The organism is Acidobacteriota bacterium, assembly GCA_003225175.1.
GTDB lineage: Bacteria > Acidobacteriota > Terriglobia > Terriglobales > Acidobacteriaceae > Gp1-AA112.
Genome location: QIBA01000059.1, coordinates 1 through 14,600, shown reverse-complemented (window position 1 = coordinate 14,600; position 14,600 = coordinate 1). Strand labels below are relative to the sequence as shown.

14 protein-coding genes and 1 tRNA gene are annotated in these 14,600 nt (G+C 55.1%); 3 read left to right on the top strand and 12 right to left on the bottom strand.

All coding sequences use genetic code 11. The features are described from left to right. Positions 1-9: 9 nt before the first annotated feature. The 4 genes from crcB to DMG62_17525 form a co-directional block, all read right to left on the bottom strand. Positions 10-384: a fluoride efflux transporter CrcB gene (gene crcB / locus DMG62_17540; protein ID PYY21621.1), complete on the bottom strand. Its 375-nt coding sequence runs from the start codon at positions 382-384 to the stop codon at positions 10-12. 168 nt (positions 385-552) lie between these two features. Beyond that, the gene (locus DMG62_17535; protein PYY21620.1) at positions 553-1,455 is read right to left on the bottom strand and encodes a polyprenyl synthetase; all 903 of its coding nucleotides are present in this window, start codon (positions 1,453-1,455) and stop codon (positions 553-555) included. Positions 1,456-1,609: 154 nt separating this feature from the next. Then, positions 1,610-1,849 (bottom strand): exodeoxyribonuclease VII small subunit, encoded by a 240-nt coding sequence (locus DMG62_17530; GenBank protein ID PYY21619.1) that lies wholly within the window; start codon positions 1,847-1,849, stop codon positions 1,610-1,612. Between the two features lie 42 nt (positions 1,850-1,891). Continuing rightward, a complete protein-coding gene (locus tag DMG62_17525; protein ID PYY21649.1) occupies positions 1,892-3,019 on the bottom strand; it encodes an esterase in 1,128 nt (375 codons plus the stop codon). A 77-nt stretch (positions 3,020-3,096) separates the two neighbouring features. Here DMG62_17525 and DMG62_17520 point away from each other — a divergent pair, with 77 nt between their 5' ends. Beyond that, entirely contained in the window at positions 3,097-4,386 is a 1,290-nt protein-coding gene (locus tag DMG62_17520; protein PYY21618.1) for an MFS transporter, read from the top strand. A 34-nt stretch (positions 4,387-4,420) separates the two neighbouring features. On the opposite strand, the gene DMG62_17515 is transcribed toward DMG62_17520, so the two are convergent. The 3 genes from DMG62_17515 to DMG62_17505 all read right to left on the bottom strand — a co-directional run bounded on the left by DMG62_17515 (position 4,421) and on the right by DMG62_17505 (position 8,569). Next, positions 4,421-5,932 carry a hypothetical protein gene (locus DMG62_17515; protein PYY21617.1) on the bottom strand — a complete coding sequence of 504 codons (1,512 nt, stop codon included), beginning with the start codon at positions 5,930-5,932 and terminating at the stop codon, positions 4,421-4,423. 153 nt (positions 5,933-6,085) lie between these two features. After that, a complete protein-coding gene (lysS, locus tag DMG62_17510) occupies positions 6,086-7,642 on the bottom strand; it encodes a lysine--tRNA ligase (GenBank protein ID PYY21616.1) in 1,557 nt (518 codons plus the stop codon). A 222-nt stretch (positions 7,643-7,864) separates the two neighbouring features. Beyond that, entirely contained in the window at positions 7,865-8,569 is a 705-nt protein-coding gene (locus DMG62_17505; protein PYY21615.1) for a hypothetical protein, read from the bottom strand. A 529-nt stretch (positions 8,570-9,098) separates the two neighbouring features. On the opposite strand from DMG62_17505, the gene DMG62_17500 reads away from it, so the two are divergent. Beyond that, positions 9,099-9,563 (top strand): tRNA adenosine(34) deaminase TadA, encoded by a 465-nt coding sequence (locus DMG62_17500; GenBank protein ID PYY21648.1) that lies wholly within the window; start codon positions 9,099-9,101, stop codon positions 9,561-9,563. 165 nt (positions 9,564-9,728) lie between these two features. Next, positions 9,729-10,001, top strand: a complete 273-nt coding sequence (locus tag DMG62_17495; GenBank protein ID PYY21614.1) for a hypothetical protein — start codon at positions 9,729-9,731, stop codon at positions 9,999-10,001. Positions 10,002-10,211: 210 nt separating this feature from the next. Here the strand turns inward: DMG62_17495 and DMG62_17490 are convergent, their stop codons facing one another. The 5 genes from DMG62_17490 to DMG62_17470 form a co-directional block, all read right to left on the bottom strand. Then, entirely contained in the window at positions 10,212-11,150 is a 939-nt protein-coding gene (locus tag DMG62_17490) for a ribonuclease BN (GenBank protein PYY21613.1), read from the bottom strand. A 299-nt stretch (positions 11,151-11,449) separates the two neighbouring features. Next, the gene (locus DMG62_17485) at positions 11,450-12,385 is read right to left on the bottom strand and encodes a 2,3-dimethylmalate lyase (protein ID PYY21612.1); all 936 of its coding nucleotides are present in this window, start codon (positions 12,383-12,385) and stop codon (positions 11,450-11,452) included. Positions 12,386-12,455: 70 nt separating this feature from the next. Beyond that, complete coding sequence (locus DMG62_17480) at positions 12,456-13,397, bottom strand: xylanase (protein ID PYY21611.1); 942 nt, start codon at positions 13,395-13,397, stop codon at positions 12,456-12,458. 338 nt (positions 13,398-13,735) lie between these two features. Beyond that, positions 13,736-14,257, bottom strand: coding sequence for a hypothetical protein (locus tag DMG62_17475; GenBank protein ID PYY21610.1), 522 nt, complete (start codon positions 14,255-14,257; stop codon positions 13,736-13,738). 210 nt (positions 14,258-14,467) lie between these two features. Then, positions 14,468-14,543 (bottom strand) — tRNA-His (locus tag DMG62_17470). Between the last annotated feature and the right edge of the window lie 57 nt (positions 14,544-14,600).

Sequence of the window (14,600 nt, the reverse complement as noted above, 5' to 3'; positions counted from 1 at the left end):
TGTCCTGCGCTACAACGATCGGGCCAGCGCCGCCCCAACGAGCACAGCTGCCAGACACAGCAGATTGTTGGTAAGGACGTTGAGGGCGAATAGACTCCAGTGTCCCTGCTCGAAATATGCAATCGTCTCGAAGGCGTAGCTTGAAAAGGTCGTATAAGACCCACAGAAGCCGACCGCGATCAACCAACGCCACCTGGCATCAGCTAACACGCGCTCGGTAGTCCAGATAAGGAACAAGCCGAGCACAAAGCTGCCCGAAATATTAATGATCAACGTGCCGTAAGGAAAATTCGGAGAAACCAGCTTGGCGGCAAAACGACTGACAAAGTAACGAAGATTGGCTCCGAAAAGAGCGCCCACGGAAACCCAGAGATAAGCTCGCATGAAGTTCGTCCCGTCCTAAAGACTTCCACTTTTGTTCCAGCAAAGCTGGAAGAGATTGTAGGAGTCATCAGCCGTGAGATCGGCGGTTCAGGCGAACTCCATCGCCTTACGGATTACAACGACATTGTAGCGGAGAGTGAAATCTTCAGAAGCTGTAAAGCGGTGTGGTTAGTTTTTACGCTGTACCAGGAAGTGCGCCAATGATTTCAGAGTCTGAGCGCGAGCACCGAAGCCATCTAGCGCATTACATCCGCGAGCGATGAGCGAGTCTGCACGGCGAAGAGATTCCTCGATGCCAAACACCGCCGGATACGTTGCTTTGTCCGAAGCAGTGTCCTTGCCGGCAGTCTTTCCGAGCTCTTCTGACGACTTGGTTACATCAAGCACGTCATCTACAATCTGGAATGCCAGGCCAATAGCGGAGCCGAACTCTCGCAGCTTCTCGATCTCGGCGTCCATACCTCCCGCATAAATGCCGCCGCTAGTGAGGCTGGCCGTAATCAATGCACCTGTCTTTGAACGGTGGATATATTCGACCGTAGCCGCGTTTGCACGTGTGTTCTCCGCCTCGAGGTCCATTACCTGACCGCCGATCATTCCGTCGATTGTGCCCGTGCCGTGGGCGATCTCCTCCACGATCCTGATGCGCGCTTCCGACAGACAGGGTAATTTGCTCACAACTTCATACGCGTATGTCTGTAGGGCGTCGCCAGCGAGGATCGCGAGATCTTCGCCGAATACTACGTGGCAGGTCGGCTTGCCGCGACGCAGATCATCATTGTCGAGCGCCGGGAGATCGTCGTGAATAAGCGAGTACGTGTGCAGCATTTCTAATGCGCTGCCTAACTCCTCAACACCCAGAGGCAGCTCGCCATTTGAGCGATCGCGCTGCACCATCCTGGCTGCTTCTATGCATAAGATTGGACGAATCCGTTTGCCACCAGCAAAGACGCTGTGGCGCATGGCCTTGTGTACCGAAACAGGAACTTGCGTCTCAGGAGGCAAGAGCCGATCGAGTGTTGCATCGATCAGGGCACAACCCGCGGTGAGGGTTTCTTGGAGGGATGACATCGAAGATGCATCTCCATTAGGCGCTTCCGGCCGCTCTCGGCCGGGTACTTGCGCAAGACCACGCGAATCTGTTTTTTGATTAATTTCCAACGTAAGAATCTCTCAGAAAAGGAATCAAAATGCCATCTGAGGCAGCCGCAACAAGACTAAGCAGCTACTTTCCTGCTGACCTGTCCTCGCCTACACTTTCAAAAGGCTGCGGTTGGAGCTTGCCACCATTTTTCATCAGAATCTCAACTTTACCCTCGGCTGCCTCAAGCTCCTGACGACATGAGTTCGAGAGACGAACTCCTTCTTCAAATAGCTTCAAAGATTGCTCGAGCGATAGGTCTCCTTTCTCTAGTTGTTCCACGATCTTCTCGAGCTGTTGCAGGCATTCTTCGAATTTAGGCAATTGGGGTCTCCAAGACCATTGTAAAGCGCAAGTCTGTGATCGCTAAGGGTGCTGCGTCTCCTTGGTTTGAAAGAGCAAAGCCACAAAGGCGCCGAGGTTTCGACGCCAAACCAACCAAGTGTGAGCTCCGGGAGTGTCGATGTCGGTGTGCGTTACCCCTTTAGCAGAAAGCCACTCGCGGATTTTTCGGTTTGGCTCGATAAGGCGATCCTCGGTGCCGCATGCGACCCAGAGCAATTTCAATCGCGTAACGTTCTTCCGCTTCATTTCCGAGAACTGTTGGTCGAGATTTTCGCCGAGCCCACCAGCGCTGAAGGCACCGATCCAGGAAAAAAGATCTGCAGAGGTGAGTCCGACGAATAAGGATTCCGAACCGCCCATCGAGAGCCCTGCGATCGCTCGCGAGGTGGGATCCTTCGAGGCCCGATAATCCTTCTCGATTCTCGGCAGCACTTCAGTCAGCAGAGACTCCCGAAACTTCTCCAAATTGCGTTCGCGAAGGTCGTCATGATTAAAGGCGTGAGGTGTGGAGAGCATCTCAGGCGCTCCATAACCGAGGGTCATTACCACAATCATCGGCTTCGCTTTTTGCTGCGCTATCAGATTGTCGAGGATCACGTTTGCCCGGCCCACAGCGGCCCAGGCGCTGGCGTCATCACTGAACCCATGGAGCAGATACAAGACCGGATATTTTGTCTTCAACGCGACATCGTATCCTGGTGGCGTGTATACGTAGTAATCCCGTTGATCGCCGACCACAGCCGACTTGTAAAAATGATGGTGAATTACTCCGTGCGGTACGTCGTTAACTTCCCAAAGCAGGGATGGCGGCCCCGGTACATGCACCATGCTTTGCGTGCCAAGCAGATTCGGTTTCATTAAGGGATTACGAGGATCGATGAGGGACACGCCATCGGCGACGAAAGAGTATCCGTAGTAGTCGGGTTCGAGTGAATCGGTAGTTACGCTCCATAATCCCGAATCGTCCTTTTGCATTGGCACATGCTGGGTTGTACCTTCGAGTTGAAGTTCAACTTTTTGAGCATTGGGACTGCGCAATCGGAAAATTACGCGATGATCCGATTGAACCTCGGGAGAGACGATGGGAGTCTGCTGAGCTTGCGCGGAGCACACGGTTAAGCCGATACAGACTAAGAATATTCGAACCAAAGTTCCATTCAGCACACGAGCGATTATACGCAGCGATTTGAGAACGCCTGCGCACTCACGCTCGTGTACTCTAAAGTGTGCCTACCGTTGTTGAGCCCTCAATACCTCCACGAGCAGCTTTTCAACACCGTGATTTCCGCCTTTTTCAATCAGGACGCGCTCTTTCCATTATTGGATCGGAGATGCAGTCGGTTGCTGTCGGATGGCAGGTCTTCCAGATCACTCACCGTCCGCTAGATCTCGGATACGTGGGCCTGGTGCAGTTTCTGCCTGGCATTCTGCTATCTCTGCCGGCTGGACACGCAGCCGACCGATTTGATCGGCGCGTCGTATTGCTGTGCTGCAACGTGTCGTACGCGGTGTGCTCGGCACTCCTGTTCTTACAAGCTTTGGCGGGGATACATTCTGTGCTTCCCATTTTTGGAGTGCTCCTGCTGATCGGCATTACTCGGGCATTTAGCGGTCCAGTGAGCCAGGCTTTGGTTCCGCAACTGGTACCGCAGGAGCATTTTGGCAACGCGGTCACATGGGGAGCGTCCATATTTCAGGTGGCGACCGTGGTTGGACCAGCGTTCGGTGGCCTCATCTACGGCTGGGCTCATGGAGCCCACAGCGTTTACGCCACTGCGGCGTGCATGTACTTCGCGGCGTTCACCTTCATATTGATGATGCACGTGCGCACGGGACGGATGGAGACCAAGGATGTCTCTCTGGATACGCTGTTGGCCGGTTTTCGCTACGTGTGGCGGGAGAAGATCATTCTCGGTTCGATCTCGCTGGATTTGTTCGCAGTCTTACTCGGCGGCGCGGTCGCGCTGCTTCCGGCGTATGCGCAGGACATCCTCCACATCGGACCGCGTGGATTGGGATTGCTGCGCAGCATGCCTGCCGCCGGAGCAGCTCTGATGGCCATATTGCTGGCTTATCGTCCGTTGCGTCGTCGTGCGGGCGTGGCTATGTTCGTCGCGATCAGCATCTTCGGTATGGCAACGATTGTCTTTGGATTGTCGCGTTCAGTAGTCCTCTCGTTGATCGCGCTGTTCACAATCGGGGCGTCGGACATGATCAGCGTCGTCATTCGCAGCACGCTCGTTCAGATAGCGACGCCGCCGGGGATGCGCGGACGTGTAAGCGCAGTGAATCTGCTCTTCATCGGAGCATCGAACGAATTCGGGCAATTCGAATCTGGCATCACTGCGCAGTGGTTTGGGACAGTTCCTGCCGTGATAGCCGGGGGAATCGGAACTTTGGTGATCGTGGGATTGTGGTCGTGGCTGTTCCCAGACTTGCGAAGTATGGATCGCCTGCTACCAGCTTCAGAAAGACCGGTGATCACCGAACCGGCCGGCCAGCAGGAACTCGTCTAGCATAAGTCCTTTAGTCAGCAATTCTCTTGGCTCTTCAGCGCATGGCCTGAGTTCTGATCCTGCGAGCGTGCAGGCTCGCTTCAGCGGCCTTATGCAGACGTTGTAGCAGCTCCTCAAGGTGGCTCTGCTCAGTGAGGTAGCTGATGATCATCACGCGGATCACTGTTCCGCCGTTGACCAGGGTGGTTGAAATCCACCGCCTGCCATCGCGGGTGACTTCGTCGACAATCGCCTGAAGTATTTGCGCATTTGCTGCTTCCGATTCCATTGGCTCTCTCAAGCAAAAGTTAAATATTGGTAGCATGGGCGGCGCGAACAGCCTCAGGTATGGGGAGTCCGCGACTTGTCGCTCGAACCACCGTGCGAGTTCAATTTGGCGATCGATGTGCTCTTCATAGGCCGCGCGTCCATGGACTTTGAGCGTGAGCCACAGCTTCAGGGAATTCATGCGTCGGGTCCACTGCGTGCTGATGGCGAAGTTCTCCGGTGGAAGCGGCGTGTTCAGCTTCGGCATGTAGGGCGTTGTCACACTGAAGGTCGCTTTCAGCAACTCCGGATGCGACGTGAGGACAACTCCGGCGGCAAACGGCATTGCCAGCCATTTATGCGGGTCGACTGTAACCGAGTCTGCGTGCTCGATTCCGCGCACAATGCTGCGATGCTTCTCGCTGAAGATCGCTGCGGCGCCATAGGCCCCATCGACGTGCATCCATAACTTGTGCTCACGGCAAAATTCGGCGATCGCTGGGAGATCGTCGATAGCGCCGGAGTTCGTCGTGCCTGCCGTCGCGACCACGCAGAAGGGTAGATTTCCCGCCGCCAAGTCTTCGCGAACCGCGCGCCCGAGCTGGTCGACGTCCATCTGAATGCGATGGGTGACGTCGACGCGCCTCACGGCCCTGCGTCCAATGCCGAGTAGTCCGGTCGATTTGTCCAGCGAGTGATGAGCTTCCGAGGAGGCATAAACGACGGGAGCTCCACCGATTGAACGGGCGCCGTCGTTCACGAAACTTGGAAAGTTTGCTGTTAACGCCAGCGCCAACGCAGAGAAGTTGGCTTCGTTGCCACCGCTGGTGAAGGTTCCTCCGAAAGCACGATTCCATCCGACGCGCTCGCCGATCCAGCGAACCATCTCTTGCTCGATCTTGGAGGCAAGTTGTGAACGCGCAAGCGTTGCAAGCTGCGGATTAATAGCAGCGACGAATGCTTCGGCCAGAACCGCCATATATGCCGGCGTGGGGTTCATCAGGCCAAAGTAGTTCGCTGCCGGAACGTGGAATCCTTTGTCCACGAGCTCCGCGCAAACGTCGTCGAGCACCTGCGCAGCATCCTCGCCAAATTCAGGCAGGATGTTAGTCAGTTGACTAAACGTGCGTTGCTCTTCGGGCAGCTGCACCGGACGCGTTGGCAGCGACTCGAAGTAGCGGTCGATGTGATCGATCAGCCGATAGCCAAGTCGTCGTCGAGTTTCAGAATCAAACGCAAAGCCCACGCTAGCAATGTCCTTGATTAATGTAAATGGTCTAGCAAGAGGCACGGATAGTATCCGTGCGAATGAAGGCTTACCTTAATCTCCTTTTAAAACGGCTTCTGACTGAAGCCGCTGAACTCAAAAAAGAGACTATTGTCCTTGGCTCGACGGCACACATGAAATCACTTCCCCAATACCGAAGACTCAACATCTTCGAAATAAGTACGACTAGGCACCCGTGCCCGTCGCTTCCTGCAACACATCTTCCTCCTGCTTCTGCGGCCTCAGAAGAGGGAACAGGATCACATCGCGGATCGATTTCGAATCGGTCAGCAGCATCGTCAGACGATCAATGCCGATTCCTTCGCCGCCTGTTGGGGGCATGCCATACGAGAGCGCACGAATGTAATCTTCGTCCATGGCGTGAGCTTCCTCATCGCCACGCGCTTTCTCCGAGAGCTGCTGCTCGAATCGGCGCCGTTGCTCTTCAGGATCGTTCAGCTCGCTGAAAGCATTTCCGATCTCCAGGCCGCCAACGAAGATCTCGAAACGCTCTACCCAGTCGGGTTCGTCTTTCTTGTTCTTCGATAGCGGGGAGATCGCGACCGGGAAGTCGTAGAGAATCGTCGGCTGCCACAAATGTTCTTCGGCGACCGCTTCGAACATGTTGCCGATGCTCTTCCCCGCCGGTTCTGTCGGATCGTACGGCATATGCGGAGCGTGCCGGGCGTTCAACCGTTCCACTAGCTTTCGCACTGAACTGGCATCGGCAAAATCCAACATCTGCGGTGCAGGCGCACAGCTTTCGGGCCAGAATTTGATGATCGCTTCTCTCATCGATAGGCGCTGCCAATTCCCGAAATCGATCTCCCGTCCCTGATAAGGGACCACAGTGCTCCCATTCACCTCGCGCGCAACATGCGCCAGCATCTGCTCGGTGAGTGTCATTAAGTCGTGGTAGTCGGCGTATGCCTGATAGAACTCGAGCATCGTGAATTCAGGATTATGCTGGGTAGAGATGCCCTCGTTGCGAAAGTTGCGATTGATCTCGTAAACGCGATCAAGCCCGCCGACAATTAGTCGCTTCAGATAGAGTTCCGGCGCGATGCGCAGGTAAAGGTCGATATCGAGCGTGTTGTGGTGCGTGATGAAGGGACGCGCCACTGCTCCGCCCGCAATCGGTTGCATCATCGGCGTCTCGACTTCGATGTAGCCGCGCGCATCGAGGAACGACCGAATCGCCTTCACCAGTTTGCTGCGCGCAACGAACACATCGCGCACCTCTGGATTCATATTGAGGTCAACGTAGCGCTGACGATAGCGCAGTTCAACATCCGACAGTCCGTGATACTTCTCCGGAAGCGGGAGCAGATCCTTCGCCAGAAATGTGATCTGTTCCACGTGCACTGATAGTTCATTCGTTTTGGTGCGGAAGAGATAACCGCTGACTCCAACGAAGTCGCCAAGGTCGAGCAGCTTGTAGAGTTGAAAACCCTTTTCGCCGACAAAATCGAGCTTCACGTAGATTTGGAGCCGCTGGCCCGCCTGCTGCAGATGCGCGAATCCTGCCTTCCCTTGTCCACGTATCGACATAAGTCGACCCGCAACGCGCACATTGACGCGATCGGGGTCCAGTTGCTCGCAGGTGAAGTCGGAATACTTGGCAACAATTTCCGGAATGGAATGCGTGAACTCAAATTTCCGAGGATAGCTCTGCTGTCCCAGCGCCTCGATCTGCTTCAGCTTCTCGCGACGGAGCTGATATTGACTTTCTTCGAATGACATTGAAAGCAGTATATCGGGTCAGTTGGATCGGGTAATCGAGCCATCGAGTGATTGGGTGAAGCAAGTTGTGGCATGAATTTAGAGCAGGCCATGGCGTGGAATCCACACAGAGTACCGCCATTCGGCGAGTTGAATTATGTGCATGCCGGATTTCAGTGTGCGTCAGCCCAAAAAATAACGCCCGAGACTTTCGTCTCAGGCGTTCTGGTTTTGTGATCCGCATTACTTACGGAAACGTGCAACTAGTCCCGTCAGGAATGAGCCGAATCCGAGCAGGCCGAGCAGCGGGAGCGGAGAAGCCGTTTGTGGCAGTCCGCTGGTGTTGCCGGCGTTCTGGCTGGCGGAGTTGGCGTTGTTACTGGCATTAGCGTTCTGATCTGCACTGGCAGCGTTCGACTGCGTGCTCGCGGCAGACTGATCAGCAGCGTTGCTGCCGGTGGTCGTGCTGGAGGCAGCGGGCGCAGTCTGATCGGTTGTGCTGGTTGAAGATGAAGAAGCAGATGGCGCGGCAGCGTTGCTGCTGGGCGTTGCGCTGGTCGAGCTTGAGCTCGAAGTGGCGCTGGGAGCCGTGGCTGCGCTCTGATCGCTTGTGCTCGAAGGAGCCGCGGTCGGATTCGCCTGGCTCGAAGTCTGATCGGTTGCAGCCGGGGTCGTCGACGTCTGACCAGAGGTCGCGCTGGGCGCCGTGTTGGTCGGCGTTGCGCTGGACTGGCTTGTGCTCGACGGCGTAGCTGACTGGTTCATATCCGAGCTGCTGCTACTCGTCGATGGGGTCGTGCTCGAAGTCGACGATGGATTCTGACTGGTCGAACTGCTCGCAGCCGGTGTTTGGTTCTGACTGTTGGGGTCGGTTGTACTGGATGTCTGGCCGATAGCGATGCCGGCAGACAGCAGCAATGCAGAGCATGTAAGGAACATTTTCTTCATGAGCTACTCCTCTTGATCTCTCTCGCCCGGCCGGTTTTGCCGGACATCGTGGGTGCGTGATTCAGCCCGAGTGGCGCACGCGAACTGTCACCATTGGCAGTTAGAGAATAGTTACCAAAGCGGGGTTTGCCTCCATATGAAATTTAGAAATTATGCCCAGCAGCGAGCAGAGCTGCGGATTTCGCTGGTTTACAGAGAATCGGGCTGGTTTGTTGCCGTTTAATAGAGAGTTAACATGCGTTGGCGGCAATGGGGTTTGCGTGCGTGTGGAGTGCCGCGTCTCACGATATACATCCAGCGTTCCGGAATTCAGTCCTGTTCAAGCACGACACTTACTGGTGGGAATGTGTCGTCCTTCCGGGGCTCGCCTTGTATACACGTCAACCCAGCATTTCATGTTTGGCTGTCAGATTTGGCGCCTCCTGCGCTGGCCGTCGGTTTGGGTGCCGCGAGGCCCGGCACGAATGTTTTGCCCACGCTCCTGGACTCTTCAACGCGAGCGGCAGAACCACGCTTTACAATCGCCTCAATGTCTTCCGAGCACGAATCATGGATGAGGCGCGCTATTGAACAAGCCAAAGCCGCGCAATTAGTGGGCGAAGTGCCGGTAGGAGCCATCATTGTCCGCAGCGATGAGCTGATCGCTGCTGGCGAAAATAGGAACTTGCGTGATCATGACCCCTCCGCACATGCAGAGATTGTCGCCTTGCGTGCTGCTGGAACTGCGCTCGGAAACCATCGGCTCGATGGATGCGAGATGTACGTGATTATTGAACCATGCGCGATGTGTGCCGGAGCTCTGGTTCATGCGCGTCTTAAAGCTCTGATCTATGGCGCGAGTGATCCCAAGGCGGGAGCTGTGAGCTCCGTGATGAACGTGCTGAATCATCCTCGTCTGAACCATAGGATGGAGGTTATTGGCGGCGTTTTGGAGGCAGAATGTTCTGAGCTACTGAAATCATTTTTCCGTTCGCGAAGGGTCGAAGCAGAATGATTTAGAAATTGGCGCACTTTTTCGCTGCTGCCCGAATAAAACCAAAGGAGATGATACCTGCGTCAAACTTCAGTAGTCTTAAATCAGAGTTCATTCGAGGCTGTATGCTCTTGGCCATGCAGATCCGCAATGAAATTGTTCCAAGTAATGTGAGGTCAAAGCGCCATGAAACGCCCAGCAAGACGCGAAAAGGGAAACCGGGGCAAAGATTTTTGTGGATTTGTATGCCCTGCGTGTAACTTCCGGCTGAGGCTTTCCGATCCGCATGTATCCGAAGCTATCGTCGAGCTTTTCAACCGCGGTGTGCAAATGACCTCGCTCGAATGCACGGAGTGCGGTTACGAACAGCAGTACGGCCAAGAGGACCTGCAGATGTTTCTCCCCGGAGGCAAGCAGGCGCCTCTGAAGGGTCGGCTAAGCACGCGAGGCACTGCTTAAGAAGCATCGCCACCCGGATCGGGAATTGAAGATGGCGGATTGCTGGTTGGGAACGGATCCGCTAAGCTTATCGGAGCTCCTCTCCTACAACTCTTTCCTGTTTCTGGTCGCGCCTTCTTCGGATTGCCCCGCCTTCTTTTTCCGGGATTTCTTCCAAGCCAGCGCCCGTTTCTCCCGGAACGGCCGTCAGTCGGCGCCTGTTAGACATATTCAGGCAGCTTTCAAGCCTGCTTCGATTCGCTTCTGCCTTTCCTCATCCTTCTGCTGAGCCTTCAGCTGGGCATCTGCCGCCCTTCCAATAGCCGAGTTGACTTCGCCCCCCACAAGGATGGCAAAGCCGGTGATGTAGAGCCAAAGCAACAGAATCATCACGGCGCCAACTGAACCGTAGGTCTTGCTGTAAGAGTTAAAAAAATGCAAATACAATTTGAAGCCCAGGGAAGCAACGATCCAGAAAATCAAACCGAGAGCCGAACCGGGAGTGATCCAGTGCCATTCTGGTTCTTCAAGATTGGGAGCGAAGTAATAGGTAGTGGCAAAGGCAAGGAACATGCACGCCAGCACCAGTGGCCATTGCACGATCTTCCACGAAATGACGGCGAATTGCCCGAGTCCCATGTGTGAACTCAGCCAGTCCGCAGCATCGCTTCCATAGAGCGTGAGTCCGAGGGCGGCCAGGACCAGAACGGCCAAAGCAATAGTCAGGCCAATGGCGATGGCCCGCTGCTTCCAAATTGGACGATCTTCTTTCACGTCATATGCGATGTTGAGACTTTCCATTACTGCACTAACCCCGCTTGAAGCGGACCACAATGCGCCCAGGATGCCGAAGACAGCCTTGCCGGCCCCGCTGGATCGGGTGATTTCGTCGAGAGTCTTATGGACCAGATCGGAAGCAGACGCCGGGAGTACTCGGGCGAGCGTCGTGAAGAGCGTGTCGCGAAGCTGCGTGCCTGCTCCTGCAAAGAAGCCCAGTATCGAGAGCAGAAACAGCATTGCCGGAAACACTGCCAGTACAAAGTAGTAGGCCAGCGCTGCAGATCGTACTGTGACTTCGTCTTCTCCGATATGTGCCCAGACTTGTCTGCCCAGGCTCACGGGTGTGAGCCCTCCAAATTTCCAGAGTGATGGCTTGAGTTTAGGGCTCATTGTTCGCACCTCTTGTTCCGTCTCGATGAAAGCTATCTCCTTAGGATGCCTGACCAATTGGGTGGGTCACTGTGAAAAGAATTCTGAAGATCGCAGAGCTGCCGAGAGTACCCGTCGATCTCGGAATTAGTCTCACAAAGGGACCGCGGCGCGTCCCCCGCGCGGGTTTTGGACAGTTATAACAACAAACCCTAGGGCAACGTGACACGAGAGATCCTTCCAGGCATAAGCAAAGAACGCGGGCGAGGGCGCGGAGCGGTTCTTATAGATAATTCGTTATAGATACAGTGCGGATCAGTTCAACCGGCGATGCTGTCGATCAATTTGCGAACTGGGCTGCCACCTTCTTCTTTGCCGCCTCCCTGAAATTTAGTTTCTATGACAGCCCAAAACGGGAGATCTACAATGGTTTCGAATTCGCGCATGCTGACGGAATCTTTCTCCGGCATCTGCCTGCCTGCCTTTAGATCCGCCAAGGCTCGCTGTATCGCCTTCGTGAGCCGGAAGAGAATTGTCGTGGGATAGAGAATCATGGAGAACCCGATTTCATACAATTCTTTCGGTGGAACCCATGGCGTCTCGCCTCCACCTTCGAGAATCGTAGTGACCAGTGGAGTGCCGCGAAACTGGCTTCCAACTTTTTTCAGTTCTTTCATGTTACGCACTCCGTCGAAATACAAGGCATCAGCGCCCGCTTTGAGGTAACGTTCTGCGCGGTACAACGCGTCTTTGAGCCCGTGCGGCGCGATTGCATCCGTGCGGGCAATCAGAAAGAGATTCTCGCGGTTCTTGCGAGCCTCCACGGCTGCACGGATCTTGTTTTCCATATATTCTGCAGCGACGACTTTCTTGCCCGCCATGTGGCCGCAACGTTTCGGAGGTTGCTGGTCCTCGATGAAGAGAGCGGAAGCGCCGATGCTTTCGTAGAGATGGATTGTGTGACTTACATTCTTGGCGTCACCGTATCCATCATCGGCATCAACCAATACCGGGAGGTCACTGATCGCCATGATTTCACGCACCGCTGCGAACTTCTCCGCAAATCGCGTGAGGTCAATATCAGGAAGCCCAAAACGCGCTCCGTCCACCGCGAAGCCACCAATCTGGTAAGCCGGAAATCCTGCTTGTTCAATGAGCCTGGCAGCCAGAGCATCGTGTGCTGCTGGAAGTTGCAAAGGGTGATGCAGCCGCAGCAGCTCTCTCCATGTCCGTCGTCTAATACCATTTTTCCCCATTTGGAAGAAGATGCAGGATCAAGGGCCGCAAGTGGTCTTCAGCTATCTTCTTCCAAGGCCCGAATCGGCATTATTCCGCTGCGCCTTGCAAAACTCCAATGGTATGTAACCAGCGCGTGGCTAATTTTGGCCATTCCGTGACCGGCTTGTCCGTCGGACGCAGGCCATATCCATGACCGCCCTGCGCGTAAGTGTGCAGCTCAGCGGGAACGCCTGCTTTCTTGAGTGCCATGAAGTACTCGACAGCGTTCTCGACGTGCACGGAATCATCCTCTGCTTGCACTAGAAAGGCCGGAGGAGTCGAAGCTGCGACTGGAATGTCAGGGTTGAACTCGAAATTCTTGTCCGCGCTAGCCAGATATCCTGGATAGAGAATAATGGCGAAGTCGGGACGGCAGCTCAGCTGATCGGCAGCATCGGCTACAGGATAGAGACGCTGATCATAATGCGTGCTGACGGCCGCGGATAGATGTCCCCCAGCGGAGAATCCGAGGACCCCCACGCGCTTAGGATCTACGTGCCACTCAGCCGCGTGCTGGCGCAGCAGGCCAATAGCACGCTGCGCATCCTGCAGCGCGGCGACCGATTTGGGAAACGGTCCAGTCTCCGGCACGCGATACTTCACGAGCACACAATTTACCGCAATGGAGTTCAGCCAGTCACAGACCTCGGTTCCCTCCAGGTCGATCGCCACGATGCGATAACTTCCGCCGGGAAAGACCACGACTGCAGGTCCAGAATTGCTGTTCGGCGAAGCGGGATATAACGTCATCGTCGGCTGCGAAACATTCCCGATGCGAATCACTGGGCGTCCGGCAACCTGGCGGTCTTTGCTGGTCGTAGTGTCTTGCTCAGGCCCTTTGGCGGTGGATGCACCAGGGGCGCCGCCGGGCCACAAAGGAATCGTTGTGTGGCTCTGACTAGGCGGCCAGGCAGAAAGTGCTGATATTTGGGCCAGCGCAGAAGAAAGGGAAGGCACGAGCGCTAGCAATACCAGCAATGATTTCAGCATTCCGGACCTCAGCCGGAAGAGTGTACCTTATTCGTTTTCGGATCGCCTCGAACAGCAAAGCAGTTCGCTGAATGAAATCTTTATCGCATCAGTCCCGAAATTTACGGCGTCTCTTGCTGCTGACCGCTTGCAGCCAAACGCAACCAAATCGGGAACCATACGAACGCTAAACCGGTACAGTCTTGTTGCGCATGCGGATGAAAATGAGGACACGATGGCAAGAAGGAGGAGAGTCTCGCCCCGGCCTCCGTCGTGTCTCCGTGGTGTGTTTGGACGGGGGACTCGCGAGTGCGAATCTCCCCTTCCTAGACTGCTGTTTAAGCCGCTGCCTGATTCGGTTAAGAGAGAGAGGTCCCGGAGGCTGCCGCTCGGGCAGTCCCAATACGGAACCGCTTTGCGGCAAGAATTGTGAGCCAAATGAAGGCTAGCGAGACCGCGAGCTGCGCAACCAGGAATGGAGGTTCCTTTTGTGTAGGAGCCAGCGCTTTCAGTGCGGGCACTTTCATAAACGATTGGACGACAAGCACAAACACATTCAAGTAGAGAGCCAGGGCCGATCCAATTACGTACACCGAACGCCAGCTTCCTTCCATGTGAAACAGGTAGCGGGCGGGGATCGTCGCTGCCAGCACCACAAGGGAAATGATACCGACCTTGTGCGACGGCAGGAGATGGTCAAACGGGAAGCCGAATCCGCTTATGCTCGTCAGAGCAGTAGTCGTGAGAAACACTGCAGTCCAGCCGTTGAGACGTTTGCCGGTGATAAGCCCATAGAGGACAACCAATCCTGACCCGATTCCCGCCAAGCTTATCAAAACGTGGAGCAAGGTATATGTTGCTGTGCTCATGCCGAGGATCATGCTGTGCCCCCTTGTAAATGAAAGGATTCAGCGTTCGTAAACGATTGGGATTTTCTGCAGCATGTATTCGATGCGAGATTCCGATCGCGCAACTCTAGTCTCAATACTGAGACGCCGCAATCGAACGGCATCAGGCAATGGAAGTGTATTTAGCTACCCCGGAGGAGGAAAAGGGAGATCACCCAATCGCGGTATGCGTGAAGCAGAACTTGGGGTGGGTGATGGGAATCGAACCCACAACGTCCGGAGCCACAGTCCGGTGCTCTGCCAGTTGAGCTACACCCACCACATGTGGAAAGAAGAGTTGCGAGCAGAATTGGATTATAACAGGCGGTGCTCTGGA